We start from the raw sequence: 26910 nt of genomic DNA, 5'->3' as shown, positions 1-26910 counted from the left end.
GCACTGGCGTTATTCTTCGGCTCTTAACGCTTGCATGAGTAAGGGTCCGTGCGGTACCCCCACAATCTGTGCATGCAACCTTTCGATCGTTTCACAGGCACAACAGAAGTCAATAGCGTGAGTTAGGCCGTGGGCTATCTCACTTTGATTAAGGCTTAGTCAAGCCCTCACTCCGTTGTACTACACTCGCCGATTACCCTGCCGAGAATATTTGGTCGCTGTCACGGTTCGGGCCAACGTTTTCGCAGCTCAGGACGTTTTACTTTGCGGCGGTGCCGCCACCGGAAGTGCATCGGGCACCGATCGGAACGTCATGGATTCGCGCAGTCCGAGGTACTCCCCGTCGTACTGACTGGCCACCGGCCCGGCGCTGCAACTGATTCGCACGCAAGCGGTGTCGTCGTCTCGGACAAGTTGGGTGGCGTGTGGGTCCGGGTTCTTCGCGAGAATCTGGCGCAGTAATCGAAGTGTGGGAATCACCTTCAAACTGGTGACCGCGAACACGCCAAGGCCCGACTCGAAGCTGCAACCCGGGTTGGTCACCATCGGCCGGCTGTTGCTGTAGGTCCACGGCGTCGTGTTGGACACCCAGGCGAATTGCACGCCCGAGACGGGATCGCGGCCGGGCAACTCCAGCGTCATATCCGGCGCGCGGCGGCTATAGCGAATCGTTGCGGGCACCGCGACCCGCCAATACCGCAACGGCGTGACCTTGACGCCCTTGTTGCGCTGGGCCTCCACCGCGGCGACCACCTCGGCGTCGACGCCCATTCCGGCGTTGATCACCGCGTACTGCTCACCGCAGTCGATGAGGCTGATGCGCCGCCACGTTTGGTGGCGGCGGTAGTCGTCGATCAGCTGAATCAGCTGGTTGGTGGCGGCGACCGGGTCCCGGGAGATCCCCAGCGACCTGGCCAGCACGTTCGCCGAACCGCCGGGTACCACCGCGACCGCGGGGACGTGTGCCGGCCGCGGCGCGCCGGGACTGCCCAGAATGCCGTTCACGACCCCACTCACCGAGCCGTCTCCACCATGCACGACGACCAGGTCGACCCCGCTCTCGGCGGCCGCGTGGCCCAGCTCGGTCCCGTGACCGCGGTGGTTGGTGTGCTCGACGGTGAGCTCGAGGCGGCTCTTGAGCGCATGCGCCAGCAGATCTCGGCCGGCGGGCGTGGTGGAAGTGGCTGCGGGGTTCACGATCAGAACGGCTCGCATGACGCACGAGCTTATGCGGGTCGGTTAAGGCCTCGCTGTGGGGGAAGCGACGGCTCGCCGGAGGGGGTTTCCGCGTGGCTACGCTGACGCTGTGAACCGCGGCCGCCGCAACCAGGAGATACCACCGCCCCCGTCGGCCGTTCGCGGCGCCGGATTCATCGTCGCGGCGCAGGGGCTGGCCGCACTGGCGATGGCCGCGGTCCTGGTGGTGCGTGCGATCGCCGGAGCCGACCAGCGGGTGGTCAACGGTTTGGGCACCGCGCTCTGGTTCCTGGTGATCGGCGCAGTGGTGCTGGCCGCCGGTCGCGCGTTGGTCGTCGGGCGGCGCTGGGGGCGTGGGCTCGCGGTGTTCACCCAGCTGCTGCTGTTGCCGGTGTCCTGGTACCTCGCGGTCGGTTCGCATCGTGCGGCGTTCGGCATACCGCTGGCCGTGGTGGCGCTGACGGCGTTGCTCTTGCTCTTCAGCCCCGCCGCGCTGCGCTGGGTTGCCGGCGACGATCAGCGCGGTCCGGCCAGCCCCGACAAGGACGCCCCGGACAGCCGGTAGGTGGTCCACTCTCGTTGCGGTTGCCCGCCGATCTCGTCGTACAGCTTGATCGCGTCGGCGTTCCAGTTCAGCACCGCCCACGACAACCGGGTGTAGCCGTTGTCGACACACTCGGCCGCCAGGGTCGCCAGCAGTGTGCGGGCCAGGCCCCGGCGGCGGAATTTGGGTCGTACGAACAGATCTTCGAGGTAGATGCCCCCGACGCCGTCCCACGTGGAGAAGTTGAGGAACCACAGCGCCATCGCGGCGATCTCCCCGTCGACTTCGGCGACATGTCCGTACACGATCGGCGAATGGCCGAAAAGTGCTGCGGAAATTAGCTTTTCGGTGACGGTGCATTCCTCGGCGGCGTGTTCGAATTCGGCCAGCGCGTGAATCATGTCGGCTATGTCGGCGGCGTCTTCGGGTTTGGCGCGACGGATGTTTTCGCTCATTGCTCAACTCCTAGCGCGTTGAGAATCGTGGCGAATTTCGTTGTGGTTTCGTCAACTTCGGCATCGGGATCCGATTCCGCGACAATGCCGCCGCCGGCGTGGGCCAGGGCGGTGCGGCGATCCGCCGACAGCTGCGCGCAGCGGATTGACACCACCCAATAACCGTCCCCGTGGGAGTCGCACCAACCCACCGCGCCCGCATAGAAGCCGCGGTCACCTTCGATTTCGGCAATCAGCTCGGACGCGGCCTTGGCCGGCACCCCCCCGACTGCCGGGGTGGGGTGTAAAGCCAGCGCCAAATCGATTGCAGTGGTTGACTTATCGCGCAGCCGGCCGCTGATCGGCGTGCACAGATGCCAGACCGCGGCGGTGCGGCTCAGCTGCGGCTCGGGTGCGATGGCCAGCTCGTCGCACAGCGGTTCCAGCGCGGCCCGCATCGTGTCGATGACCAGCTGATGCTCGTGGCGGTCCTTGGCGGATGCGGCCAGCGCGGCGCCGCTGGCGGCGTCGCGTTCGGGGTCCGCGGCGCGTGGGGCCGAACCGGCGAACGGCTGGCAGCTCACCCGGTCACCGGAGCGTGCGACCAGAAGCTCCGGGCTCGCACCCACCAGGGCCGCGCCGGCGTAGTCCGCGCCGGCGGCGGTCAGGTCGGCCAGATAGCAGTAGGCCGCCGGATCGTTGGTGGCCAGGCGGCGCAGCACGACACGGGCATCCAGCGGGCCATCGGCGGCCAGCCGCAACGCCCGGGCCAGCACCACCTTGCTCAGCGCGGTGTTCGGCGCGGTCAGCTCATCGCGGGCGCGGCTGATCCGGACGCGGTATTCGGCCGGCGGCGGGATGGCCGCGGCGATGCGCACGTTTGGCAGCGGTCCCGTCGGCCAGTCGGGTGGTCCGTCGCTGTGCCGCACCCCGTCGGGCACCAGTAGCGCTGCGGGGCGGCTCACGTCAAAAGGCAATGCGCCCAATACAATTGGGGCCGACTCCGATCTGAGCGCGGCTTGGGCGGCGCCCAAGTCGTCGTAGCGCGCCTGCACCCCTTCGCCAATCAGGGTGCCGCGCGGGCCGCACAGTGCGAACGGCGGTTCCGTGGTGCTCAACCGGGTGCGATTGCCTGCGGGAGGCCGGTCAGTCCGAGCGCGGCGAGCTGGCGCAGGCCATGCTCGAACCCGCATACGGCGATCGAGCCGGCGAGCATCCAGAACCGGCTGCCCTCGACGAGCGGCAGTTCGACCCAGCGGGTGATGACCGAGCGAGAGAAATGGCTGTGGCCCACGAACACCACGTCGCGCGAAGCCATGTGCTCCAACGCCAGTGCGACGGCCCGGTCGGCGCGGGCGCTGACTTGCGCCACACTCTCGCCGCCAGGGCAACCGTGGGTCCACACCAGCCAATCGGGGTCCGATTCCCGGATCTGTGGAGTCGTCAACCCCTCGTAGGAACCGTAATCCCATTCGGCAAGCAGTTCAGATACCTCGTCGACAGCGAGACCAGCCAGTTTGGCTGTGGTCAGCGCCCGTATCCGCGGACTGCTGATCACCAGCGGGTCAGCGAGTTTCAGTTCACGCAGGACATGGCCGGCAAGCTCGGCCTGCAGCCGGCCGGTATCGGTGAGCTCTATGTCGGTGCGGCCGGTGTGCTGGCCGGATTTTGACCAATCGGTCTCGCCATGGCGGAGCAGTACAAGTCGATGGTTGTGCAAGCCCATGTGGACTGATTCTGCCCGAGACTCATGGGCCCGTCGCCCCGGCACCCGGCTCCGAACGTGCCAGGATGGCAGGTGTGAGTGAGACGCGGGTATTGGCGGTCGCCAACCAGAAGGGTGGGGTCGCCAAGACGACGACGGTTGCCTCGCTGGGTGCGGCGATGGTGGAAAAGGGCAAGCGAGTCCTGCTCGTCGATCTGGATCCGCAGGGTTGTCTGACGTTCTCGCTCGGTCAAGATCCCGACAAGTTGCCGGTGTCGGTGCACGAGGTGCTGCTGGGTGAGATCGAACCGAGCGCCGCGCTGGTCACCACGATGGAGGGAATGACGCTGCTGCCGGCCAACATTGACCTGGCCGGCGCCGAGGCGATGCTGCTTATGCGGGCCGGGCGCGAGTACGCGCTCAAGCGTGCACTGGCGAAAGTCGCCGACCAATTCGACGTCGTCATCATCGACTGCCCGCCGTCGCTGGGGGTGCTGACCCTCAACGGCCTGACGGCCGCCGACGAGGTGATCGTGCCGCTGCAGTGCGAGACGCTGGCCCACCGCGGCGTCGGTCAATTCCTGCGCACCGTCGCCGATGTCCAGCAGATCACCAACCCGAACCTGCGACTGCTGGGTGCGTTGCCGACGTTGTACGACTCGCGCACCACCCACACCCGCGATGTGCTGCTCGACGTCGCGGACCGCTACGACCTGCCGGTGCTCGCACCGCCGATCCCGCGCACTGTGCGTTTCGCCGAGGCCAGCGCGTCGGGCTCGTCGGTGCTGGCCGGACGCAAGAACAAGGGCGCCCTGGCCTACTCTGCGCTGGCGCAGGCGTTGCTCAAACATTGGAAGTCGGGCAAACCGCTGCCGACGTTCTCCGTCGAGGCTTAGGCGGCCTCGGCTGTGCTGTAGCGGCGTTGAGTGTGCGGTGATGGTGGCGTTGGTCGGCGTGTCGTCGCCCTGAGCGCACACCGGAAAACACCAAGCGCCTCGAGGCTTAAGCGTCAGCCCAGCGCGACGACGGTGTCGCCGCGCTGCTCGAACACCCGGGAGCCCAACACCGCCGGGACCACCGCGCGGGTGCTCGGTGCCCGCTGCACCGGGATGTTGCGCTCATTGGCTCCGGTCATGGCGTCATAGACGCCGATCCCGCCGGTGACCGGAATCAGCAGCTTGCCCGCCATCATGGTGCCGGGTCCCAACGGGACCGTCTTGTCGCCCGCGGCGATGGTGTAGCGCAAATTCAGGGTGCTTGCCTCGAACACCAACACGGAATCGCCGGTCCACCAGGTCACCAGGTTGCCCGCTTGCGACACCTCCGAGTCGGTCGGCGCCTTGGGCAGCAGCGTGCTCGCCACCGTGGTACCCATCTCGTCGATCACGTCGACCCTCGGCTGCGGCGCCGGCAGGTAGACGGCCGTGTTGCTTTGCCAGACGGTGAGCACGCGAGCGCCCGAGTTCGCCTTGATCCCGGGCTCGGACACGAGATGCTGCTGGGGTTCGTCGTCTTCCTTGCCCGGGCGCAGCAGGGCCAAGCGCAGGTCGCTCTGGTTCCCGCAGCTCTCCAGCACCGAAACCTCCAACGAGCTGGCCGCCCCCGAGTAGAGCTTGCATCCGGAGCGCAGTCCCCGCGACGACGGTTTCACCCGGGCGTCGGTCTCGCCGTAAGCCAGCATGCGGACCATGTCGGAGCGCCACAGCTCCAGGCGGGTATCGCCGACCGACAACACCGTCGTGCCGTCCGAGGACAGCCGCACCCGCGGGTCGGCGTAGCTGCTGCGGGCGGCCCCCCGGCGGCCGGTGGACCCGTCGATGGTGCTGACCTGGCCGCAACCGCGGTCATCGCGGTAGACGGCGACCGCGTAGTGGTAAACCCAGGACAGGCCGCACAGGTCGCTGTCGCGGGAGTAGGTCCAGCGTGTCTGGCCGGTGCCGGCGTCGCGGCCGTCCACTTCACGGCCGTCGCCGGTGGTGACCGTCCCGCCCAGGATCACCGGTGCCGTGGTGGCGGAGCTGGGCGCGGTCCACAGCTGCTTCAGGCTGGCCGGCACCTGCTTGGCCGGGGTCGGGTTGGGCGCCGGCGTCGCGGCGGGCCGGCTGATCGTGGCCCGGGCGTCGCTGGTCCACCAGATCAGCGACGCAATGGCGGCGACGACGACCGCGATCGCCGCGGCGGCCAGCAGATCGCCCTTGGTGCGGCGTTCGGGTTTGACCATGCCTGGCGTCGGCTCAGTTGGCGGGCGTGGCGGCTTCCGCCGGCTTGCGGCGACGACGGCGACGACGGTTGTTGCTGCCGCCACTGCCACTGCCGCCACTGCCACTGCTGCCAGTGCCGGACGCGTCCGACGCTGTCTGCGCGGCGGTTTCGCCGTCGCTGTCGGACGGGTGGCCGCTCACCGGCTCGCCGGCACGGGTCCGCCGCCGCCGATTGGCCGAGCGTGTCCGCGCCGGCCTGTCCGAACTCGTGGTGCGTTCGGTGCGCTCGGTCTCGCGGCGCTTGACCGGCGACTTCTTCGGCGCGCCGATGGTGCCGGCGGCCTCGCCGGGAATGCCCAGCTCGGTGTACAGGTGCGGCGAACTGGAGTAGGTCTCGGCCGGATCCGGGGAGCCCAGGTTCAGCGCCTTGTCGATGGCCGTCCAGCGCGGCAGTTCGTCCCAGTCCACCAGGGTCACGGCGATACCGGTCTTGCCGGCGCGTCCGGTACGACCGATCCGGTGCACGTAGGCCTGCTCGTCCTCGGGGATCTGGTAGTTGATGACGTGAGTGATGTCGTCGATGTCGATGCCGCGCGCGGCCACGTCGGTGGCCACCAGCACGTCGACGTCGCCGGCCCGAAACGCTTTGAGCGCCTTCTCGCGGGCGATCTGCCCGAGATCGCCATGCACGGCGCCGACCTTGAAGCCGCGCTCGGCCAGCTCGTCGGCGACCTTCTGGGCGGTGCGCTTGGTGCGGGTGAAGATCATCGTCGCGCCGCGGCCCTCGGCCTGCAGTATCCGGCTGACCATCTCCACCTTGTCCAGCGCGTGGGCGCGGTAGACGAACTGCTCGGTGGTGTCGTGGGTGGCCGCCGAGTGTGGTGCCTCGGCACGAATATGGGTGGGCTGCACCATGAAGGTGCGGGCCAGCGTGATGATCGGGTCGGGCATCGTCGCCGAGAACAGCATCGACTGCCGGTCGGCCGGGATCTGGCGCAGGATCCGCTCGATGTCCGGCAGGAAGCCCAGGTCCAGCATCTCGTCGGCCTCGTCGAGCACCAGCACCGACAACCCGCCCAGCTGCAGGTGGCCCTGCTGGGCGAGGTCGAGCAACCGGCCCGGGGTGCCCACCACGACGTCGGCGCCGGTGCGCAGCGCGTCGATCTGCGGTTCGTAGGCCCGGCCGCCGTAGATCGACACCACCGACAGGCGGCGGCCCTCGTCGGCGGTCAGGTGCTTGGCGGCGGCGGCCAGGTCCTCGGTGACCTGCAGGCACAGCTCGCGGGTGGGCACCACGACCAGGGCGCGGGGGGTGCCGTTGAGCGGGCGCGCGTCGCCGCCGTTGGTGATGCGTTGCAGCAGCGGCACGCCGAAGGCCAGCGTCTTGCCCATACCCGTACGGGCCTGTCCGATGACGTCGTCCCCGGACAGCGCCATCGGCAGGGTGAGTTCCTGGATGGCAAAAGCGTGCTCGATGCCCTTCTCGGCGAGCGCCCGGACGATTTCGTCGCGTACGCCGAGTTCGGCGAAGGTGGGTTCAGTTTTGCTCGTCAATGCAGTCATGCGTGAGTGATGTACCTTTCGGTGACTTATTCGATTGGGTCGGTTTCTCTTGCGGGTCACGCGCGCACGAGTTCCGACTCCAAGTCGCTGAGTCACCGGGCCATGCTGAGATTGGGCCTGCCAGCTGTGCACGCACATTTCGCCGATAGCGGCGGTGGGAAAGAAATACAGCCACTATCAATCTGCATGATAGCTGGTCGACAGCTCATCCCCATCTTCTTCCAGGTCTGCCGACTACAGTGATGCCCATGACTTCGGCCTCCTCTGCCGACCAAGTAGACGAATCACCTTCCGTAGGACTGACCGCGGACCATCCGGGCGTCAACGAGCTGTTCGCAGTGCTCGCCTATGGCGAGGTGGCCGCGTTTTACCGGCTGACTGACGAGGCCAGGATGGCTCCTGACCTGCGGGGACGCATATCCATGGCGAGCATGGCGGCCGCCGAGATGCAGCACTACGAGCTGCTGCACGACGCGCTGGAGAGCCGCGGCGTCGACGTCGTTTCGGCCATGTCGAAGTACGTGTCGGCGCTGGAGAACTACCACCGGCTGACAATGCCCAGCACCTGGCTGGAAGCGCTGGTCAAGACCTACATCGGCGACGCACTGGCCGCCGACCTCTACCTCGAGATCGCCGACAAACTGCCCGACGAGGTCGCCGACGTGGTGCGCGCGGCGCTGTCGGAAACCGGGCACTCGCAGTTCGTCGTCGCCGAGGTACGCGCCGCGGTGACCGCGAGCGGCAAACAGCGCAGCCGGCTGGCGCTCTGGGCCCGCCGGTTGTACGGCGAAGCGTTCACCCAGGCCCAGTACCTGTTGGCAGATCACGACGAGCTGGTTGACCTGGTGGTGTCGGGTACCGGCGGCCTGGGCCAGCTCAGCGCGTTCTTCGAGCGTCTGCAGCAAACACACGAGCGGCGGATGCGCGAGCTCGGATTGGGCTGAGCCCTACTTGGTGCAGGTCGCCAGGTTCGAGTTGTTGGCCGACGCCACCTCGACCTGGCCCTGGGCATTGACGATCGCGCAGTTCAGCTTGCCCACGATGCTGGTCGCGACGACCGATTGGGTCGTCACCCCCGGATTCAGCACGACAACCTTGGTCCAGGGCAGCGACACGTTGAACTCGGTCTGGGGGTAGCCCCGGGCGTCGGTGTAGACGACGTTCACCAGGTCCAGCAGCGTCTTCGTCCCGGTCACGCTGTAGTAAATGGTGCTGGGATTCACTGTGGCCCTTGGGGCTACGACCGCCGGCGGCGGCACGGCCAGCGGCGGAGTCGTCAGCGCCGCGCTCGGCGGGGTCAGCGTGGTGACGGTCTCCGGCGGTAGCTGGGGTGCTTGCGACGTGCTCGGCACCGGGCGTTGCGTGGCGCTCGGCGGGCTGGTGGTCCGCGGTGCGGACGTGGTGGGGGCCGGCGGCGCGATGGTGGCCTTCGTCGACGCGCTGTCGCCGCTGTTGATGATCACCGCGGTCGCGATCGCGCCGATCGCCACCACCGCGCCGAGCAGCGCGACCGCCGGGCGCCAGGAGCCGATCGGCCAGAGCAGCTCCTTGAGCTCGTCGTACTCGTATTCGTCGCCTGCGTGCTCGTCCTCGGGGTACTCGTCATCGTCGTAGCCGTCGTAGTCGGCTCCGTCGTAGTCGTCGTCATCGGGGTAGTCGTGGGCGAAGCCACGAGCTAGGCCGGCGCGATCATCGAGTGTGTGTCTGATGATGCCGATGTTACTGACGTGAAAAGACGAAAACGGGCGCCGCGAGCCACCTTGATCAGGCTGGGAGCCAATCGTTATCTACCGTTCAACAGCGTTTCGCTTACCGCGAACTCCTCGCCGTCACCCTCTGCTCGGAGCGCCCCGGCCGCGTCCACTAACCTGCTGCTTGACACGCCTGCGACGGAATAGCAACGGAAGGGGCCATCGTGGAGGTCAAGGTCGGTATCACGGACAGTCCGCGCGAGCTGGTCTTCTCCAGCGCGCAGACGCCTGCTGAGGTCGAGGAGGCCGTGAGTGCCGCGCTGCGGGAAGGCTCGAGTCTGCTGGGCCTCACCGACGAGAAGGGCCGCCGCTATCTGATCCACTCCGCCAAGATCGCCTACGTCGAGATCGGTGCCGCCGACGGCCGTCGGGTCGGCTTCGGAATCGGGTCGGATTCCGGCGCGCACTCCAGCGGTAAGCGCGCTAAGAGCGAGTAAGCGGCACGTGTGACAGCCCGCCCCAGGCGAATGCGACAGTGCCGTCGACCGCATCCGACTTCGAGATGGGGCGGTCGGAGTCCAGCCAGTACCTGGCGCAGTCGACGCTGATGCCGACCAGGCCCACCGCGATCATCCGGGCGCGGTGCGGATCGAGGCCGGAGTCGGCGCTGATCAGCGCGAATACCGCGTCGATGCACGATTCGGTGGCCGCCCGCACCTGCGCGGCGACCTCGGGCTCGGTGACGTAATCGTTCTCGAAGATCAGCCGGTACCCCTGGCTGTCGTGCTCGATGAAGTCGAAGAACGCCTGAACGGCCGCATGCAACCGCCGCCGGTTATCGGTGGTGGTGCTCAATGCGTTCTGCACACCCGAGACCAGGTTGTCGACGTGGCGATTGAGCACTGCCAGATACAGCTCCAGCTTGCTGGAAAAGTGTTGGTAGAGAACGGGTTTACTGACTCCCGCCCGATCGGCGATCTCATCCATGCCGGCCGCGTGGTAGCCATGGTCGACGAAGACATCGCTGGCCACGATCAGCAGTTGGCCGCGACGCTCGTCGCGCGGCAACCGGTTCCCCCGCCGGTTCGAGGTCGCTATGCCGTCACTCGGCCGACCGCGGTCACCCGATCTGACGGCACGTCGTGCCGCCGACTTGGCGAGATCGCTCACTTGGTCCTCATTTGAATTGTGGCGACCGACCATCGGATATTGACAGGCCCGCCGCGCGCCGCTCGTCGCACAGACATTACTACCCATGGTGTACCGGCGACCGGCATCGGCACTGTCTGCGCAGGGGAGAACCGGTGTCGTAGGGCGCGCCAGGGGCACCCCGCGTCGTGGCTGTGCCATCCTGGGGCAATGACGTCCGAGCCGCCCGTGCACGGCAGCGGTCGAGTGCCGATGCTGCGCGACGAGTGGCGAGAGCCGCTTCGCGCCCTGCGGGACCCCGTCGCGGTTGGCAGCGGACGCGCCCGCGCCGATCGCGACCGTCCCCGCCAGTGGCGCAAGCAATCGTGGCTGGGCCGATTCGTCTCCACCTACGGCTGGCGCGCCTATGCGCTGCCCGTTCTGGTGGCATTGACCGCGGTGGTCATCTACCAGACGGTGACCGGCGTCGGCGCGCCGCAACCGACGGCTACCAAGCCGACAATTCAAGGGCCGCCGGCCATCGGGGCGGTAGGCACCGCCATCCTCGACGCTCCGCCGCGCGGCCTGGCCACCTTCGACGCCAATCTGCCGGCCGGGACACTGCCGGACGGCGGTCCGTTCACCGAAGCCGGCGACAAGACCTGGCATGTCGTGCCCGGCACCACGCCGCAGATCGGCCAGGGCACCGCCAAGGTGTTCCGGTACACCGTAGAGGTCGAAAACGGCCTGGACCCCGCGATGTTCGGCGGTGACGACGCGTTCGCCACGATGGTCGATCAAACGCTGGCCAACCCCAAGGGCTGGACGCACAATCCGCAGTTCGCGTTCGTCAGGATCGACAACGGCAAACCCGACTTCCGGATTTCGCTGGTGTCGCCGGTGACGGTGCGCGAGGGGTGCGGCTACGAGTTCCGGCTGGAGACCTCCTGCTACAACCCGGCGTACGGCCCGGAGCGCCAAGCCCGGGTGTTCGTCAACGAGGCGCGCTGGGTGCGCGGCGCCGTGCCGTTCGAGGGCGACGTCGGGTCGTACCGGCAGTACGTCATCGACCACGAGGTCGGCCACGCCATCGGCTATGTGCGCCACGAGCCGTGCGACAAGCAGGGCGGATTGGCGCCGGTGATGATGCAGCAGACGTTCTCCACCTCCAACGACGACGCCGCGAAGTTCGACCCGGAGTACGTCAAGGCCGACGGCAAGACCTGCCGCTTCAATCCCTGGCCGTATCCGATCGCCTAAAACTCCGTCGGGGAAGCGTCGCCGGCGATCCAAGCGTTGACTGGAGACATTGAGTCGCGAAGCTGACTGAGGAGATGTTCGGTGTCCACATTGCCGCCACTAGTCGATCCCGCCGGCGAGCTGAGTCGCGACGAAGTGGCGCGGTATAGCCGCCATCTGATCATCCCGGACCTGGGCGTCGACGGACAGAAGCGGCTGAAGAACGCGCGGGTGCTGGTGATCGGTGCCGGCGGGCTCGGCGCGCCGACGCTGTTGTACCTGGCCGCGGCCGGCGTCGGGACGATCGGCATCGTCGATTTCGACGTCGTCGACGAGTCGAACCTGCAGCGCCAGATCATCCACGGCACCGCCGACGTCGGACGCGCCAAGGCGCAATCGGCGCGCGACTCGATCCACGCGATCAATCCGCTGGTCGCGGTGCAGCTGCACGAGTTCCGGCTGGAGGCGAGCAACGCCGTCGAGCTGTTCAGCCAATACGACCTGATCGTCGACGGCACCGACAACTTCGCCACCCGGTATCTGGTCAACGACGCCGCGGTGCTGGCCGGCAAGCCCTATATCTGGGGCTCGATCTACCGCTTCGAAGGTCAGGTCTCGGTGTTCTGGGAGGACGCCCCGGCCGATGAGGCCGGCAACGAGCGCGGCCTGAACTACCGCGACCTCTACCCGGAGCCGCCGCCGCCCGGCATGGTTCCGTCGTGCGCCGAAGGAGGCGTGCTCGGCATCATCTGCGCCTCGATCGCGTCGGTGATGGGCACCGAGGCGATCAAGCTGATCACCGGCCTCGGCGAACCGCTGCTGGGCCGGCTGATGATCTACGACGCGCTGGAGATGAGCTACCGCACGATCAGAATCCGCAAGGACCCCGCCGCGCCGCGGATCACCGAACTGATCGACTACGAGGCGTTTTGTGGTGCGGTGTCCGGCGATGCCGCCGAGGCGGCCACCGGCTCGACGATCACACCGGCCGAGCTGCGGGCGTTGCTGGACTCGGGCAAGAAGCTGGCTTTGATCGACGTTCGCGAACCGGTTGAGTGGGCCATCAATCACATCGACGGCGCCCAGCTGATCCCGAAGTCGTTGATCAGCTCCGGTGAGGGTCTCACCAAGCTGCCGCACGACCGCAAGGCGGTGCTGTATTGCAAGACGGGTGTGCGCTCGGCCGAGGCGCTGGCGGCGGTGAAGAAGGCCGGTTTCGCCGATGCCGTGCACTTGCAGGGTGGAATCGTGGCGTGGGCGCAGCAGATGCAGCCCGACATGGTGATGTACTGACGCACGCCAGCGCGTCGCGCGGACCCGCATCGTCGCGCTTGTAGGCTAACCCCCGTGAGCGTCGAACCACCGCCGGAGCACGTGCTTTCGGCGTTTGGTTTGGCCGGTGTCAAGCCCATCGCGCTGGGCGCCAGCTGGGAGGGCGGCTGGCGATGCGGCGAGGTCGTCCTGTCCGTCGTGGCGGACCACGCGCGGGCGGCCTGGTCTGCGCGAGTGCGGGAAACGCTGTTCGTCGACGGGGTGCGGCTGGCCCGTCCGGTCCGCTCCACCGACGGGCGCTACGTGGTCTCCGGATGGCGGGCGGACACGTTCGTCGCCGGTACACCGGAGCCCCGTCACGACGAAGTCGTCTCGGCGGCGGTGCGGCTGCACGAGGCCACCGGCAAACTCGAACGCCCCCGATTCCTGACCCAGGGACCGACCACGCCGTGGTCGGATGTCGACGTGTTCATCGCAGCCGACCGGTCCGCCTGGGAAGAGCGGCCACTGCAGTCGATTCCACCGGGCGCGCGCACCGCTCCGCCCAGCGCGGACGCCGAGCGGTCGGTCGAGCTGATCGGCCAGCTGGCCACGCTGCGCAAGCCGACCAAGAGTCCCAACCAGCTGGTGCACGGGGACCTCTACGGCACGGTCCTCTTCGTCGGCACCGCCGCGCCGGGGATCACCGACATCACGCCCTATTGGCGGCCCGCGTCGTGGGCCGCCGGTGTGGTCGTGGTCGACGCGCTGTCCTGGGGTGAGGCCGACGACGGGCTGATCGAACGCTGGAACGCACTGCCGGAGTGGCCACAGATGTTGTTGCGCGCGTTGATGTTTCGTCTGGCGGTGCATGCGCTGCATCCCCGGTCCACCGCCGAGGCCTTCCCGGGTCTGGCCCGCACGGCGGCCCTGATCCGTCTGGTGCTCTAGTCCGGCGGAAACTTGTAGCGGACTTCGCCGAGCGCGACCCTGCCGTCTTTCGCCAGCACTCCCTCGGCGCGTAACAATTCCAGTTGCCGCGTAGTCAGATGCCGGGCCGGTCGTCCGGATGCGGTGATGACCCGGTGCCAGGGCAGGTCGGAGGAGTCGGTGCGCATGATCCAGCCGACGATCCGCGGGCTGGAAAGCCCTGCGACAGCGGCGATGTCGCCGTAGGTGCAGACGCGGCCGGAGGGGATCGCGGCGACCAGTGCGCGCACCCGCTCGACTTGATCCTCGGTCACCGGCGCCACGGTCAGCCGGCCTGCAGCTGTTTGCGGATCAGCGCGGCGACCTCGGCCGGTTTGGCGCCGGGCACCATGTGGTTGCACTCGTAGGTCAGCAATTCGAAATCGGTGCCCAACCGTTCCCGCAGACCCGTGACGAGCTGCTCGGTGACGTAGGGCGGCGACGTCCACGCCGCGCGCACCAACGTCGTCGGCGTGCCCGCCGGCGGAAGCACGGCGGGACGGGCCAATTCGCTCCAGTAGGACATCATCGCCGGCACGCTCACCCGCCAGCCGTAGCGCCCGCTGGGCAGCTGGACCAGGTGCTCTTCGAGTTCGGCGTCGAGCACGTCCGGATCGACGTCGGCCCAAGAGCCGGTTGCCTTTTCCTGGCGAGCTTCGGCCGGGTCCGGATAGTCGGGCGAGGAGAACATCGCCTCGGCGATCTGGCGCGTCCAGTCGCCGTCCAAGCCCACCGCGGGGTCGAGCAGGAGCAGACCCGACACCAGGTCCGGCCGGTTCGCGGCCAGGTTCATTGCCAGTCCGCCGCCGAACGAGTGGCCGACGACCAGCACCGGGGTCTCGGCCGCCTCGTCGAGCAGCGCGGCCAGCGCCGCGACATTGGCGTCAATGGTCCACGGCGCAGCCCACGACGACCTGCCGTGGCCGATCAGATCGGGAGCGGCAATGGTGATTTCGGGCAGATGATCGCCCAACTGCTGCCACCGCTGGCCGTGCCCGGTCAGTCCGTGCAGGGCGAGCATCTGCACCGGGCCGGCCGGACCGATGCGGTGTACGTGAAGGTCGGTGGTCACGCGTTGATGATGCCAGGCTCGGGGGACACCGCCGGTCTGGCCGGACCGACTTGTCAGACCCTCGTGATGTCATGCCGGTATGTCGTTGACATGGGGTGCCGAGGCGAGCGCCGTGCTGGCTCCGGGCGCTCGCGGCGCGATCCGGATCCTGGGCGGTCCGGGCACCGGGAAGAGCAGCCTGCTGGTCGATGCTGCCGTCGCTGCGGTCGACGCCGGTGCCGATCCGGAATCGGTTCTGCTGCTTACCGGTTCGGGGCGGATCGGGATGCGCCAGCGCAGTGCTTTGACGATGTCGTTGCTGCGTGCCACCGGCCCGGGTCGGTCCGCGATCCGTGAGCCGGTTGTGCGCAGCGTGCACAGCTACGCCTACGCCGTCCTGCGGCGGGCGGCCGAGCGCGCCGGGGATGCCCCGCCGCGGCTGGTCACCAGCGCCGAGCAGGATGCCATCATCCGCGACCTGCTGGCCGGCGACCTCGAGGGCGCGGGCACCTCCGGATGGCCGGCGCACCTGTGGCCCGCGCTGAGCACCGCGGGATTCGCCACCGAACTGCGAAACCTGTTGGCGCGGTGCGCGGAACGCGGCGTGGACCCGCAGGAGCTACAGCGCATCGGCCGGCTGCGCCGTCGACCGGACTGGACCGCGGCGGGCCGGTTCGCCCAACAGTATGAGCAGGTGATGCTGCTGCGCGCGGCGGTGGGCACCGCGGCGCCGCAAGCCACGACGCCGGCGCTGGGTGCCGCCGAACTCGTGGGCGCCGCCCTGGAGGCGTTCGCGGTCGACGCCGAGCTGCTGGCCGCCGAGCGCACCCGCATCCGGGTCCTGTTGGTCGACGACGCCCAGCAACTCGACCCGCAGGCAGCGCGGCTGGTCCGGGTGCTGGCGGCGGGAAGCGAACTGGCGCTGCTCGCCGGAGACCAAAATCAGGCGGTGTTCGGCTTCCGCGGCGGCGAGCCGGCCGGGCTACTCGACGGCGATACCCCCGCGGTGACGCTGACGCAGTCGCATCGGTGCGCACCGGCGGTCGCGCGCGCCGTCAGCGGCATCGCGCGCCGGTTGCCCGGCAGCAGCGAGGGACGGCGAATCGACGGCACCGGCGCCGAGGAGGGATCGGTCCAGGTGCGGCTGGCGGCGTCGGCGCACGCGGAGGCTGCGCTGATCGCCGACGCGTTGCGGCGTGCGCACCTGGTCGACAACGTGCCGTGGTCGCAGATGGCGGTGATCGTGCGGTCGGTGCCACGAGCCGGAACCCGGTTGCCGCGCGCGCTGGCGGCCGCCGGGGTGCCGGTTGCCGCATCCGCCGTGAGCGGGTCGCTGGGCGAGGAGCCCGCGGTGCGGGCGATGCTCACGGTGCTGGCCGCGACCGCTGACGGGCTCGACGGCGACCACGCACTGGCATTGCTGACCGGCCCCATCGGTCGCGTCGATCCGGTCTCGTTACGGCAGCTGCGCCGAACCCTGATGCGCGGCAAACCCGCCGATGCGGCAGGCGCTTTCGGTGAGCTGCTGGTCACCGCGATGGGGGGCACCGCGCCGCCGACGTCTCGCCCGCTGCGCCGGGTGCGCGCGGTCCTGGAGGCCGCCGCGCGCTGCCACCGCGACGGCCAAGACCCGCGCTACACGCTCTGGGCGGCCTGGCAGCGGTCCGGTCTCCAACGGCGCTGGTTGGCGGCCAGCGAGCGCGGCGGCACCGCCGGTGCCCAGGCCACCAGGGATCTGGACGCGGTGACCGCATTGTTCGACGTCACCGATCAATACGTGTCGCGCACCCCCGCGGCGTCGTTGCGCGGTCTCCTCGACCACGTCGCGGCGCTGCAGCTGCCGAGCGTCAAGACCGAGCCGGCGTCGAAGGCCGAGCAGGTCCAGGTGCTCAGCGCCCACGCAGCGCTTGGGCACGAATGGGACGTGGTGGTCATCGCCGGCCTGCAGGATGGGTTGTGGCCCAACACCGTTCCGCGCGGCGGCGTGCTGGCGACCCAGCGGCTGCTCGACGTCGTCGACGGTGTCTGTCCGGACGCCTCGGTACGGGCACCGCTGCTGGCCGAGGAACGCAGACTGCTGGTGGCCGCGATGGGCCGGGCCCGGCGCCGGCTGCTGGTGACCGCGGTCGACAGCGACACCGGTGGGGCGGACGGGGGAGCCGCGCTACCTTCGCCGTTCTTCTTCGAGCTCGCGCAGTGGGCCGATGAAGACGCTGATCATGTTGTAGCGCTGCCTGTTTCGGCGCCGCGCGTATTGTCGACCACCGCGCTGGTCGGCCGGTTGCGCGGTGTCGTTTGCGCGCCGGACGGCGCCGTCGAAGATGAAGCCCGTCATTGTGCGGCAACGCAATTGGCCCGGCTGGCCGCCGCCGGTGTGCCGGGCGCCGACCCGTCGGGCTGGCACGGTCTGACCACGGTCAGCACCAGCGACCCGCTGTGCGACGGCGGTGATACCGTCACGCTGACGCCGTCGACGCTGCAGACACTGACTGACTGCCCGCTGCGCTGGCTGGTCGAGCGGCACGGCGGGACGAACCCGCGCGAGCTGCGGTCCACGATCGGCTCGGTGCTGCACGCGTTGCTCGCCGAATCGGGCAAGACCGAAACGCAATTGCTGGCCGAGCTGGAAAGAGCCTGGGAGCACTTGCCTTTCGCGGCGCGGTGGCATTCGGCCAACGAGCTGACCCGGCATCGCGCCATGATCGAGGCGTTCGTCGAGTGGCGAGCCCGCACCCGAGGCGAGCTGACGGAGGTCGGCGTCGAAGTCGACGTCGACGGGGTCCTGGACACGCCGCGAGCCGACGGGGGCGAAACCCGCCTGCGCGGCCGGGTCGATCGGCTGGAACGCGACGCGGCCGGACGGCTGGTGATCGTCGACATCAAGACCGGCAAAACCCCGGTCAGCAAGGACGACGCCCAGCAGCACGCCCAGCTGGCCATGTATCAGCTGGCGGTGGCCCAAGGCCTGATCCCCGGCGGCGACGAGCCAGGCGGCGCCCGGCTGATCTATGTCGGCAAGAGCGGTGCGGCCGGTGCCACCGTCCGGGAGCAGGATCCACTGACACCGGACGGCCGCGACGAATGGCGCGACCTCGTCACTCGCGCGGCCGACGCGACCGCCGGGCCGCAGTTCGTCGCCCGGCGCAACGACGGTTGCTCGCATTGTCCGGTCCGGCCGTCGTGCCCCGCCCACGTCGATGGGGCGGCATCATGATCCCACGCTACAGCCCGGACGAATTAGCTTGTGCCCTAGGGCTTTTCCCGCCGACCGCTGAGCAGGCCGCGGTCATCGCCGCGCCGCCCGGGCCGCTGGTCGTGATCGCGGGGGCAGGCGCGGGCAAAACCGAGACGATGGCCGCGCGGGTGGTATGGCTGATCGCCAACGGGTACGCCGACCCCGGCCAGGTGCTGGGATTGACGTTCACCCGCAAGGCCGCCGGACAGCTGCTGCGCCGGGTCCGTTCCCGGTTGGCCCGGTTGGCCGGTATCGGGTTGGGCGCTCCCGGCCCGGGGATCCTGGAATCGGCGGGCACCCCGGCTGTCAGCACCTATCACGCGTTCGCGGGCTCGCTGCTGCGCGACTATGGGCTGCTGCTGCCGATCGAGCCCGACACCCGGTTGCTCAGCGAGACCGAACTGTGGCAGCTGGCCTTTGACGTGGTCAACGGCTATGGCGGGCGGCTGCATACCGACAAGACACCGGCCGCGATCACCTCGATGGTGCTACGACTCTGGGGGCAGCTCAGCGAGCACCTGGTCGACACCGACCAACTCCGTGACACCCACCTCGAGCTGGAGCGACTGGTGCACGCCCTGCCCGCCGGTCCCTACCAGCGCGACCGCGGACCGAGTCAATGGCTGCTGCGGCTGCTGTCCGCTCAAACCGAACGCACCGAGCTGGTACCGCTGCTCGACGCGTTGCAGGAGCGGATGCGCACCGCGAAGGTCATGGACTTCGGTGTGCAGATGGCCTCGGCGGCAAGGCTCGCCGCGAATTTCCCGCAAGTCGGCGAGGACCTGCGCACCCGCTACCGGGTGGTGCTGCTCGATGAGTACCAGGACACCGGCCACGCCCAGCGCGTCGCGTTGTCGGCCCTGTTCGGCGGTGGCTCCAATGTTCAAGACGACGGGCTGGCGCTGACGGCCGTCGGCGATCCGGTGCAGTCGATCTACGGCTGGCGCGGCGCTTCGGCAACCAACCTGCCCCGGTTCACCACCGACTTCCCGCAATCCGACGACACTCCCGCGCCGGTGCTGGAGCTGCGGACCAGCTGGCGTAACCCGCCCAGCACCCTGCACATCGCCAATGCCATTTCAGCGGAGGCGCGACGCCGGTCGGTGGCGGTGCACGCCCTGCGATCCCGGCCCGACGCCCCGCCCGGCACCGTCCGCGCAGCGCTGCTTGCTGACGCGCAGGCCGAACGAGAGTGGATCGCCGACCACCTGCACGAGCACTACCAGCGAGCGTGTGCCGACGGCGTCAACCCGCCGACCGCCGCGGTTCTGGTGCGCCGCAACGCAGATGCCGCACCCATCGCCGATGCCCTTCGCGCGCGCGGGATCCCGGTCGAGGTCGTCGGGCTGGCCGGCCTGCTGTCCATCCCGGAGGTGGCCGAACTGGTGGCGATGCTGCGCCTGGTCGCCGACCCCACGGCCGGTGCGGCGGCAATGCGGGTACTGACCGGGCCGCGCTGGCGCCTGGGCGGCCGGGATGTCGCCGCACTCTGGCAGCGTGCCGCGTCGCTTGGCGCGGGACGACCCGCCGACGCGTCCTCGGCCGAGTCAATCGCGATGGCCGCGGGTCTCGACGCCGACACCGTGTGCCTGGCCGACGCGATCGATGATCCCGGCCCGGCCGCCGCGTATTCGGTTGCTGGGTATCAGCGCATCACCGCGCTGGGCGCCGAGCTGAGCACCCTGCGTGGCCACCTGGGTCACTCGCTACCCGACCTGGTCGCCGAGGTGCGGCGGGTGCTGGGTGTCGACTGCGAGGTCCGTGCCGCCGCGGGCCCCGGCAGCTGGGCTGGTGCCGAACACCTCGATGCCTTCGCCGACGTGGTCGCCGCGTACGCGGAACGCACTTGCGCGACCGATGTTTCGGCCGCGGCGTCGGTGCTGGGGCTGCTGGCCTATCTGGACGCCGCCGAAGTCGTCGAAAACGGTTTGGCGCCTGCGCCGTTGACGGTCGCGAGGGATCGGGTCCAGGTGCTCACCGTGCATTCCGCGAAGGGCTTGGAGTGGCAAGTGGTCGCGGTGGCCCACCTGTCTGGTGGAACGTTCCCGTCGACCGCGTCGCGCAGCAGCTGGCTGACGGACGCGGCGGAGCTGCCGCCGTTGTTGCGCGGCGATCGGGCCTCGGCGGGCTCGCTGGGCATCCCGCTTTTGGACCTCTCCGACGTCACCAATCGAAAGCAGCTGTCGGACAAGATTGCCGAGCATCGGCGGCAGCTGGAGCAGCGGCGCGTCGACGAAGAGCGCCGACTGCTGTACGTCGGGATCACCCGGGCCGAGGACACCCTGCTGGTCTCGGGTCATCACTGGGGGCCCACCGGGATCAAACCGCGCGGGCCGTCGGACTTCCTGTGCGAACTCAAGGACGTCATCGACCGGTCGGCCGCGGCCGGCGAACCCTGCGGCGTGGTAGAGCAGTGGGCACCGGCGCCCGCTGACGGTGATCGGAACCCCTTGCGCGACAAGGTAATCGAAGCGGTATGGCCAGCTGATCCACTTGCCTCTCGTCGTACCGACGTCGAACGTGGGGCGGCGCTGGTGGAAGCGGCCATGGCGGCCCCGGCGAAAGAGTGCGTGGACGTCGACGGCTGGGCTGCCGACGTCGATGCGTTACTGGCCGAGCGTGCTGGCTGTGAACGACGAGTGCAACGCGCCCTGCCCAGCCAGTTGTCGGTCAGTGGCCTGGTGGACCTGGCCCGCGACCCCGAGGGCGCGGTGCAGCGGTTGGTGCACCGCCTGCCGACTCGCCCGGATCCGCATGCATTGCTGGGCAATGCCTTTCACTCCTGGGTGCAACAGTTCTATGGAACCGAATGGCTCTTCGACCTCGGCGACCTGCCGGGTGCGGCGGATTCCGATGTCGGCCACACCGAAGACTTGGCCGCGCTGCAGGAGGCATTCACCCGATCGCGGTGGGCGGCCCGCACACCCATCGCCGTCGAGGTCCCGTTCGAGATGCCGATCGGCGACACCGTCGTGCGCGGGCGCATCGACGCCGTCTTCGCCGAACCCGACGGCGGCGTCACGGTCGTGGACTGGAAGACCGGCGAACCGCCGCGGGGTGCCGAGGCGATGCGACAGGCCGCCATCCAGCTCGCCGTCTATCGCCTGGCGTGGGCGGCGCTGTCCGGATGCCCGGAGTCCTCGGTGCGCACCGCGTTCCATTACGTACGCACCGACGCCACCGTGGTCCCCGACGAATTGCCCGATCTCACCGAGCTGGCACGGCTGGCCCCCCGCGGGGAGCGTGATGTCGCCGTCTGAGGCGATCAAGTGTCTGTCGACCGGCGATCGTGGTTACATGTGAGTCGTGCGTGTGGCGTGCGGTGTTGTCCAGCCAATGATGGACCGCTGTGCCCAAGGGTAGGTTGCGACGGCTGAGAGGTCTCGACGAGAGACTGACCACCCAGCCCGGTCATCTGCTGGTCGGCGTGCTGCGTATCCCGGAAGACCACGGCAGCCCCGCTCGCGTCATCACCCGCCGGCTGATCATCGCGCTGGTGGTCTTGTTCGGTGCCGCCCTTGTCGTGTACCTCGACCGCAACGGCTACCGCGACGTGCGCGGCGGGCGGCTGACGTTCCTGGACTGTCTGTATTTCTCGGCGGTCTCGCTGTCAACGACCGGTTATGGCGACATCACGCCGATTACCGAAACCGCGCGCCTGGTCAACACCGTTGTCTTCACCCCGCTGCGCATCGCGTTCCTGGTCGTGTTGGTCGGAACCACGCTCGAGGTGCTTTCCGAGCGGTCCCGGCAGGGGTGGAAAATCCAGCGTTGGAGGAACAGAGTGCGTAACCACACCATCGTGATCGGCTACGGCACCAAGGGTAAACGTGCCGTCGCCGCCCGGGTCAGCGACGAGGCCGCTCAGGGCGAAATCGTCGTCGTCGACACCGATCGCAGCGCTCTCGAGCACGCCACCACCGCCGGGCTGGTCACGGTGCGCGGCGACGGCACCAAGTCCGACGTACTGCGGCTGGCCGGAGCGCAGCACGCGTCGTCGATCATCGTGGCCACCAACCGTGACGACACCGCCGTGCTGGTGACCCTGACGGCACGCGAAATCGCGCCCAAGGCCAGAATCGTGGCCGCCATCCGGGAAGCCGAGAATTCGCACCTGCTGCAGCAATCGGGCGCGGACTCGGTTGTCGTCTCCTCGGAGACCGCCGGCCGGCTGCTCGGTCTGGCCACCACCACGCCCAGCGTGGTGGAGATGATCGAGGATCTGCTCACGCCGGACGCCGGGCTGGCCATCGCCGAACGCGAAGTGGAGGCCAGTGAGGTCGGCGGGTCGCCGCGTCACCTGCGCGACATCGTGCTGGGAGTCGTGCGCGACGGACGTCTGCTGCGCATCGACGCACCCGAAGTCGATGCCATCGAGGCCACCGACCGGCTGCTCTACATCAAAAGCGCGGGGCACTAGTGGACTTTCAGCTCAGCAGTGTGCCGTTGCTCTCGCGCGTCGGCGCCGACCGGGCCGATCAACTGCGTACCGATGTCGACGCGGCCACCGTCGGATGGGCGGACGCAGCGGTGCTGCGGGTGGATTCGCGCAACCAGGTGCTGGTCGCGGGCGGCCGGGTGGTGCTCGGCGCGGCGGCCGAACTGGGCGAAAAGCCGCCACACGACGCTGTTTTCCTCGGCCGCATCGAGAACGGCCAGCACGTCTGGGCCATCAGGGGAGCGCTGCAGGCACCCGAGGACCCGGACGCCCAAACCGAGGTGGTGAACCTGCGCAGCCTCGGCCCGATCTTCGACGACACCAGCAGTCAACTGGTGGCATCGGCCGTTGCGTTGCTGAATTGGCATGACAGGGCGCGGTTTAGCGCGGTGGACGGCTCCCCGACGAAACCGGCCCGGGCGGGCTGGTCGCGAGTCAACCCGGTCACCGGGCACGAGGAGTTCCCGCGGATCGACCCGGCGGTCATCTGTCTGGTGCACGACGGTGGTGACCGCGCGGTCCTGGCCCGCCAGGCGGTGTGGCCCGAGCGAATGTTCTCTCTGCTGGCCGGATTCGTCGAAGCAGGAGAGTCTTTCGAGGTCTGCGTGGTCCGGGAGATCCGCGAGGAAATCGGCCTCACCGTCACCGATGTTCGCTACCTGGGCAGCCAGCCGTGGCCCTTTCCCCGTTCGCTTATGGTCGGCTTTCACGCGTTGGGCGACCCCGACGAGGAGTTCTCGTTCAACGACGGTGAAATCGCCGAGGCGGCCTGGTTCACCCGCGACGAGGTGCGCGCGGCACTTGCCGTCGGCGACTGGAGCAGTTCGTCCGACTCGAAACTGCTTCTGCCAGGCTCGATTTCGATCGCCCGGGTGATCATCGAATCCTGGGCAAAGCTCGATTGACGCGCTAGTTGATGCGATCGGTGATGATCTGCAGGACGGAGTTCGCGATCTGATCCGAGGCTTCAAGACCCACCACGCCGACCGACACCAGCACCGCGGACTCGATGCGGTACAGATGGCTCCACTGGTGGGCGCTGAGCCGCAATGTCGACGGATCCGGCTTGTCGAGGGCGAAGCTGTAGTTCGGATCGTGCAGATCCATACACGCGTGCAGCGACGATTCCAGCTGACGGAACGCGCCTTGCGCTGCATCGGGATTCGCATAGCGCCCCGCCGCCTGGGTGACTCCATTGACCATCGCCCGGCCCATCGGTTCGATGTCGTCGGTGACCCCGTGATAACCCGCGCTGCGAAACTCCGTCCAGTTGTTACCGAAGGTGAGCTCGTTGTGGCCGACCACGCGGCACGGTTCCGGAGCGTTGGCGTCCGATGGGGCCGGTTTCTTCAGGTCCGCCTCGGCGCGGTCGAGATCGTCGGCTTTGGCAATGCGACGGACATCGGACAGTCCGACGATCATGTCGTCGACATGCGTGACGTGCGGCTGCTGGGACTTGGCCGGAGTGCTCGGATGCGAGCATCCCGACATCAGCAGCACTGCACAGCCCGCGATCGCGGCTAAGCGCACGTTGCGAATCGAGCCGATCGGTCGCGATCGCAACGTCCACGCCATGGTTCGTATCGTAGGTCGGCAGCGGCGAACAGGTTGCCGCGGTTCAGCCGGCGACCTGAGCCAGCTTCGCTTTCACCTCGGCAGCACTCGGGTTGGTCAGGGTCGATCCGTCGGCGAACTTGACCGTCGGCACGGTCTGGTTGCCGCCGTTGACCGAACCGACGAATTCTGCGGCCGCCGAGTCGTGTTCGATGTCGACCGTCTCGTAGGGGATTCCGTTGGACTTGAGCACGGTCATGAGCCGGTGGCAATAGCCACACCATGACGTGGTGTAAACGGTAATCGGAGCGTTGCTCATAACCCGATAACTTAGCCCGCCGACGATGCGTTCCGTGTAGCGGGCGCTGAGGAGGCGGGCAATTTGGCCGAGCCCGCCGACGATGCGTTCCGTGTAGCGGGCGTTGAGGAGGCGGGCAATTTGGCCGAGCCCGCCGACGATGCGTTCCGTGTAGCGGGCGTTGAGGAGGCGGGCGGTGGGGTTGGGCCCGCCGACGATGCGTTCCGTGTAGCGGGCGCCCGGCCTACGGCGTGGCGAAACACCAGGTTTGTCGGCAACCGCTGCCAAGATGGACGGCATGCCCATGGTCGCCGATCCACTGACCGCCGGGCTGGACGACGAGCAGCGCGAGGCCGTGCTGGCGCCGCGCGGACCGGTTTGTGTGCTCGCGGGTGCCGGAACAGGCAAGACCCGCACCATCACGCATCGCATCGCCCAGCTCGTCGCGAGCGGCCATGTCGCCGCCGGGCAGGTGCTTGCGGTCACGTTCACCCAGCGCGCGGCGGGGGAGATGCGCTCGCGATTACGCACGCTGGACGCCAATAACCAGACCGGATCGGGGGTCGGCGCCGTGCAGGCCCTGACCTTTCACTCGGCCGCACACCGCCAGCTGCGGTACTTCTGGCCGCGAGTGGTCGGCGACACCGGGTGGCAGCTGCTGGACACCAAGTTCGCCGTCGTGGCCCGCGCGGCCAACCGGTTACGGCTCAATGTCAGCACCGACGATGTGCGCGACCTGGCCGGCGAGATCGAATGGGCCAAGGCCTCGCTGATCAGCCCGGAGGCGTATCCGAGCGAGGTCGCCGCCGCGGGCCGCGACATCCCGCTGGACGCCAAGAAGGTCGCCGACGTCTACACCGCCTACGAGGCGCTCAAGGTCCGCGACGAAGCGGTGACGCTGCTCGACTTCGACGACCTGCTGCTGCACACCGCGGCCGCGATCGAGAACGACGCCGCGGTCGCTGAGGAGTTCCGTGACCGTTACCGCTGCTTCGTGGTCGACGAGTACCAGGACGTCACCCCGCTGCAACAGCGGGTGCTGTCGGCGTGGCTGGGCGATCGAGACGACCTCACGGTCGTCGGCGACGCCAACCAGACCATCTACTCGTTCACCGGTGCTTCGCCCCGTTTCCTGCTCGACTTCTCGCGGCAGTTCCCGGACGCCACGGTGGTGCGGCTGGAGCGCGATTACCGTTCCACCCCGCAGGTGGTCTCGCTGGCCAACCAGGTGATCGCGGCGGCCCGCGGCCGGGTGGCCGGCAGCAAGCTGCAGCTGTCCGGGCAGCGGGCGCCGGGCCCGGCTCCGACGTTTCGCGAGCATCCCGACGAAACCGCCGAGGCGGCCGCGGTCGCGAAGGCGATCGGCGGGCTGATCGAATCGGGCACGGCGCCATCGGAAATCGCGGTGCTCTACCGCGTCAATGCGCAGTCGGAGATCTACGAGGAAGCGCTGACCGAGGCGGGCATCGCCTACCAGGTTCGCGGCGGCGAGGGCTTCTTCAACCGCCAGGAGATCAAGCAGGCGATGGTGGCCCTGCGCCGGGCGGCCGAGCGCGGCGCTGAAGGGCCCCTGGACAAGCCACTGCCCGACGTGGTCCGCGCGGTGCTGGAACCCCTGGGGCTGACCGCCGGCGAACCCGACGGCACCCGGGCCCGGGAGCGCTGGGAGGCGCTGTCCGCGTTGGCCGAGCTGGTCGACGACGAGGTCGCGCAGCGCCCGCAGCTGGAGTTGCCGGGCTTGGTGGCTGAGCTGCGGGTCCGGGCCGACGCGCGCCATCCGCCGGTGGTGCAGGGCGTCACGCTCGCGTCGTTGCACGCCGCCAAGGGCCTGGAATGGGATGCGGTGTTCCTGGTCGGGTTGGCCGACGGCACTCTGCCCATCTCGCACGCGTTGGCCCATGGCGCCGAGAGCGAACCGGTCGAGGAAGAGCGTCGTCTGCTGTATGTCGGAATCACCAGGGCCCGAGTGCATTTGGCGCTGTCCTGGGCGCTGTCGCGCAGCCCGGGCGGCCGGCAGACCCGCAAGCCGTCGCGGTTTCTCAACGGCATCGCACCGCAGGCGCGCGTCGACCCGGCGCCGGGCAAATCCAGGCGCAAGCAAGGCGCGTCGCGGTGCCGGATCTGCAACAACAACCTGACCACCCCGGCGGCCGTCATGCTGCGCCGCTGCGAGACATGCTCGGCCGACATCGACGAGGCGTTGTTGCTGCGGCTCAGACAGTGGCGACTGGACGTCGCCAAGGAACAGAAGGTGCCCGCGTATGTCGTCTTCACCGACAACACGCTGATCGCGATCGCCGAACTATTGCCCGACGACGAAGCGGCGCTGATCGCGATCCCGGGTATCGGGGCGCGCAAACTCGAGCAGTACGGAGCCGACGTGCTGGAGTTGGTGCGTGGCCGCGCCTGATC

General features: G+C 68.7%; 24 protein-coding genes. 12 read left to right on the top strand and 12 right to left on the bottom strand.

All coding sequences use genetic code 11. The annotated features are described in order from the left end of the window. Positions 1 to 249: 249 nt before the first annotated feature. The gene (locus AAHS21_RS20075) at positions 250 to 1215 is read right to left on the bottom strand and encodes a diacylglycerol kinase family protein (protein ID WP_342929313.1); all 966 of its coding nucleotides are present in this window, start codon (positions 1213 to 1215) and stop codon (positions 250 to 252) included. A 118-nt stretch (positions 1216 to 1333) separates the two neighbouring features. On the opposite strand from AAHS21_RS20075, the gene AAHS21_RS20070 reads away from it, so the two are divergent. Beyond that, positions 1334 to 1762, top strand: a complete 429-nt coding sequence (locus AAHS21_RS20070) for a hypothetical protein (protein ID WP_342929345.1) — start codon at positions 1334 to 1336, stop codon at positions 1760 to 1762. Here AAHS21_RS20070 and AAHS21_RS20065 read toward each other — a convergent pair. The 3 genes from AAHS21_RS20065 to AAHS21_RS20055 are packed head-to-tail and all read right to left on the bottom strand — an operon-like array spanning position 1714 to position 3901. Next, positions 1714 to 2196, bottom strand: coding sequence for a GNAT family N-acetyltransferase (locus AAHS21_RS20065; RefSeq protein ID WP_342929312.1), 483 nt, complete (start codon positions 2194 to 2196; stop codon positions 1714 to 1716). The genes AAHS21_RS20070 and AAHS21_RS20065 overlap by 49 nt on opposite strands. Next, a complete protein-coding gene (locus AAHS21_RS20060; protein ID WP_342929311.1) occupies positions 2193 to 3293 on the bottom strand; it encodes an isochorismate synthase in 1101 nt (366 codons plus the stop codon). Before AAHS21_RS20060 ends, AAHS21_RS20065 begins: the two co-directional genes overlap by 4 nt. Next, the gene (locus tag AAHS21_RS20055) at positions 3290 to 3901 is read right to left on the bottom strand and encodes an acid phosphatase (RefSeq protein ID WP_342929310.1); all 612 of its coding nucleotides are present in this window, start codon (positions 3899 to 3901) and stop codon (positions 3290 to 3292) included. Before AAHS21_RS20055 ends, AAHS21_RS20060 begins: the two co-directional genes overlap by 4 nt. Positions 3902 to 3975: 74 nt before the next feature. Between AAHS21_RS20055 and AAHS21_RS20050 the strand changes: the two genes are divergently transcribed. After that, positions 3976 to 4776 (top strand): AAA family ATPase, encoded by an 801-nt coding sequence (locus tag AAHS21_RS20050; protein ID WP_342929309.1) that lies wholly within the window; start codon positions 3976 to 3978, stop codon positions 4774 to 4776. A gap of 113 nt (positions 4777 to 4889) precedes the next feature. Here AAHS21_RS20050 and AAHS21_RS20045 read toward each other — a convergent pair whose 3' ends face one another. Both AAHS21_RS20045 and AAHS21_RS20040 read right to left on the bottom strand, forming a co-directional pair. Continuing rightward, on the bottom strand, positions 4890 to 6101 hold the full coding sequence (locus AAHS21_RS20045; protein WP_342929308.1) for a hypothetical protein: 1212 nt from the start codon (positions 6099 to 6101) through the stop codon (positions 4890 to 4892). 13 nt (positions 6102 to 6114) lie between these two features. Next, positions 6115 to 7644: a DEAD/DEAH box helicase gene (locus AAHS21_RS20040; RefSeq protein ID WP_342929307.1), complete on the bottom strand. Its 1530-nt coding sequence runs from the start codon at positions 7642 to 7644 to the stop codon at positions 6115 to 6117. 248 nt (positions 7645 to 7892) lie between these two features. On the opposite strand from AAHS21_RS20040, the gene AAHS21_RS20035 reads away from it, so the two are divergent. Further along, the gene (locus tag AAHS21_RS20035; protein ID WP_096285376.1) at positions 7893 to 8588 is read left to right on the top strand and encodes a ferritin-like fold-containing protein; all 696 of its coding nucleotides are present in this window, start codon (positions 7893 to 7895) and stop codon (positions 8586 to 8588) included. A gap of 3 nt (positions 8589 to 8591) precedes the next feature. Here the strand turns inward: AAHS21_RS20035 and AAHS21_RS20030 are convergent, their stop codons facing one another. Next, a complete protein-coding gene (locus AAHS21_RS20030; RefSeq protein ID WP_342929344.1) occupies positions 8592 to 9353 on the bottom strand; it encodes an MmpS family transport accessory protein in 762 nt (253 codons plus the stop codon). Between the two features lie 206 nt (positions 9354 to 9559). On the opposite strand from AAHS21_RS20030, the gene AAHS21_RS20025 reads away from it, so the two are divergent. Then, positions 9560 to 9832 carry a DUF3107 domain-containing protein gene (locus AAHS21_RS20025; protein ID WP_342929306.1) on the top strand — a complete coding sequence of 91 codons (273 nt, stop codon included), beginning with the start codon at positions 9560 to 9562 and terminating at the stop codon, positions 9830 to 9832. Here the strand turns inward: AAHS21_RS20025 and AAHS21_RS20020 are convergent. After that, on the bottom strand, positions 9819 to 10505 hold the full coding sequence (locus tag AAHS21_RS20020; RefSeq protein ID WP_096285382.1) for a TetR/AcrR family transcriptional regulator: 687 nt from the start codon (positions 10503 to 10505) through the stop codon (positions 9819 to 9821). The two genes, AAHS21_RS20025 and AAHS21_RS20020, sit on opposite strands and share 14 nt — an antisense overlap. Positions 10506 to 10694: 189 nt before the next feature. Here AAHS21_RS20020 and AAHS21_RS20015 point away from each other — a divergent pair, with 189 nt between their 5' ends. From AAHS21_RS20015 to AAHS21_RS20005, 3 genes are all read left to right on the top strand, one after another. Beyond that, on the top strand, positions 10695 to 11723 hold the full coding sequence (locus AAHS21_RS20015; protein WP_342929305.1) for a DUF3152 domain-containing protein: 1029 nt from the start codon (positions 10695 to 10697) through the stop codon (positions 11721 to 11723). 81 nt (positions 11724 to 11804) lie between these two features. Further along, the gene (moeZ, locus tag AAHS21_RS20010) at positions 11805 to 12995 is read left to right on the top strand and encodes an adenylyltransferase/sulfurtransferase MoeZ (protein ID WP_342929304.1); all 1191 of its coding nucleotides are present in this window, start codon (positions 11805 to 11807) and stop codon (positions 12993 to 12995) included. A 54-nt stretch (positions 12996 to 13049) separates the two neighbouring features. Continuing rightward, on the top strand, positions 13050 to 13904 hold the full coding sequence (locus AAHS21_RS20005) for a TIGR02569 family protein (RefSeq protein WP_090600798.1): 855 nt from the start codon (positions 13050 to 13052) through the stop codon (positions 13902 to 13904). On the opposite strand, the gene AAHS21_RS20000 is transcribed toward AAHS21_RS20005, so the two are convergent. Both AAHS21_RS20000 and AAHS21_RS19995 read right to left on the bottom strand, forming a co-directional pair. Beyond that, positions 13901 to 14206 carry an MGMT family protein gene (locus AAHS21_RS20000; RefSeq protein ID WP_342929303.1) on the bottom strand — a complete coding sequence of 102 codons (306 nt, stop codon included), beginning with the start codon at positions 14204 to 14206 and terminating at the stop codon, positions 13901 to 13903. The genes AAHS21_RS20005 and AAHS21_RS20000 overlap by 4 nt on opposite strands. 2 nt (positions 14207 to 14208) lie before the next feature. Continuing rightward, positions 14209 to 14994, bottom strand: a complete 786-nt coding sequence (locus AAHS21_RS19995) for an alpha/beta hydrolase (RefSeq protein WP_342929302.1) — start codon at positions 14992 to 14994, stop codon at positions 14209 to 14211. Positions 14995 to 15073: 79 nt separating this feature from the next. Between AAHS21_RS19995 and AAHS21_RS19990 the strand changes: the two genes are divergently transcribed. The 4 genes from AAHS21_RS19990 (at position 15074) to nudC (ending at position 23551) form a co-directional block, all read left to right on the top strand. Continuing rightward, positions 15074 to 18187, top strand: a complete 3114-nt coding sequence (locus tag AAHS21_RS19990) for an ATP-dependent DNA helicase (protein ID WP_342929301.1) — start codon at positions 15074 to 15076, stop codon at positions 18185 to 18187. Next, a complete protein-coding gene (locus AAHS21_RS19985) occupies positions 18184 to 21468 on the top strand; it encodes an ATP-dependent DNA helicase (RefSeq protein WP_342929300.1) in 3285 nt (1094 codons plus the stop codon). The genes AAHS21_RS19990 and AAHS21_RS19985 overlap by 4 nt, the downstream gene beginning before the upstream one ends. A gap of 89 nt (positions 21469 to 21557) precedes the next feature. Then, a complete protein-coding gene (locus AAHS21_RS19980) occupies positions 21558 to 22628 on the top strand; it encodes a potassium channel family protein (RefSeq protein WP_342929299.1) in 1071 nt (356 codons plus the stop codon). Further along, positions 22628 to 23551: an NAD(+) diphosphatase gene (nudC, locus tag AAHS21_RS19975; RefSeq protein ID WP_342929298.1), complete on the top strand. Its 924-nt coding sequence runs from the start codon at positions 22628 to 22630 to the stop codon at positions 23549 to 23551. The genes AAHS21_RS19980 and nudC overlap by 1 nt, the downstream gene beginning before the upstream one ends. A gap of 4 nt (positions 23552 to 23555) precedes the next feature. On the opposite strand, the gene AAHS21_RS19970 is transcribed toward nudC, so the two are convergent. Together AAHS21_RS19970 and mrx1 are read right to left on the bottom strand one after the other, a co-directional pair. Then, positions 23556 to 24221, bottom strand: coding sequence for a sensor domain-containing protein (locus AAHS21_RS19970; RefSeq protein ID WP_342929297.1), 666 nt, complete (start codon positions 24219 to 24221; stop codon positions 23556 to 23558). Positions 24222 to 24264: 43 nt separating this feature from the next. Further along, positions 24265 to 24519 (bottom strand): mycoredoxin Mrx1, encoded by a 255-nt coding sequence (mrx1, locus tag AAHS21_RS19965; RefSeq protein ID WP_342929343.1) that lies wholly within the window; start codon positions 24517 to 24519, stop codon positions 24265 to 24267. 277 nt (positions 24520 to 24796) lie between these two features. Here mrx1 and AAHS21_RS19960 point away from each other — a divergent pair, with 277 nt between their 5' ends. Next, positions 24797 to 26908 carry an ATP-dependent DNA helicase UvrD2 gene (locus AAHS21_RS19960; RefSeq protein ID WP_342929296.1) on the top strand — a complete coding sequence of 704 codons (2112 nt, stop codon included), beginning with the start codon at positions 24797 to 24799 and terminating at the stop codon, positions 26906 to 26908. Positions 26909 to 26910: the final 2 nt, after the last annotated feature.

It is taken from the genome of Mycobacterium sp. 050272 (assembly GCF_039023525.1).
Classification (GTDB): Bacteria; Actinomycetota; Actinomycetes; order Mycobacteriales; family Mycobacteriaceae; genus Mycobacterium.
The sequence above is the reverse complement of the archived record's forward strand: the minus strand, read 5'-3'. Positions and strand labels throughout refer to the sequence as shown.

Coding starts and splice junctions, on each gene's coding strand:
- AAHS21_RS20075 (WP_342929313.1), bottom strand. CDS start 1,215: ATGCGAGCCGTTCTGATCGTGAACCCCGCAGCCACTTCCACCACGCCC.
- AAHS21_RS20065 (WP_342929312.1), bottom strand. CDS start 2,196: ATGAGCGAAAACATCCGTCGCGCCAAACCCGAAGACGCCGCCGACATA.
- AAHS21_RS20055 (WP_342929310.1), bottom strand. CDS start 3,901: ATGGGCTTGCACAACCATCGACTTGTACTGCTCCGCCATGGCGAGACC.
- AAHS21_RS20045 (WP_342929308.1), bottom strand. CDS start 6,101: ATGGTCAAACCCGAACGCCGCACCAAGGGCGATCTGCTGGCCGCCGCG.
- AAHS21_RS20040 (WP_342929307.1), bottom strand. CDS start 7,644: ATGACTGCATTGACGAGCAAAACTGAACCCACCTTCGCCGAACTCGGC.
- AAHS21_RS20035 (WP_096285376.1), top strand. CDS start 7,893: ATGACTTCGGCCTCCTCTGCCGACCAAGTAGACGAATCACCTTCCGTA.
- AAHS21_RS20015 (WP_342929305.1), top strand. CDS start 10,695: ATGACGTCCGAGCCGCCCGTGCACGGCAGCGGTCGAGTGCCGATGCTG.
- AAHS21_RS19990 (WP_342929301.1), top strand. CDS start 15,074: ATGTCGTTGACATGGGGTGCCGAGGCGAGCGCCGTGCTGGCTCCGGGC.
- AAHS21_RS19985 (WP_342929300.1), top strand. CDS start 18,184: ATGATCCCACGCTACAGCCCGGACGAATTAGCTTGTGCCCTAGGGCTT.
- AAHS21_RS19970 (WP_342929297.1), bottom strand. CDS start 24,221: ATGGCGTGGACGTTGCGATCGCGACCGATCGGCTCGATTCGCAACGTG.
- mrx1 (WP_342929343.1), bottom strand. CDS start 24,519: ATGAGCAACGCTCCGATTACCGTTTACACCACGTCATGGTGTGGCTAT.
- AAHS21_RS19960 (WP_342929296.1), top strand. CDS start 24,797: ATGCCCATGGTCGCCGATCCACTGACCGCCGGGCTGGACGACGAGCAG.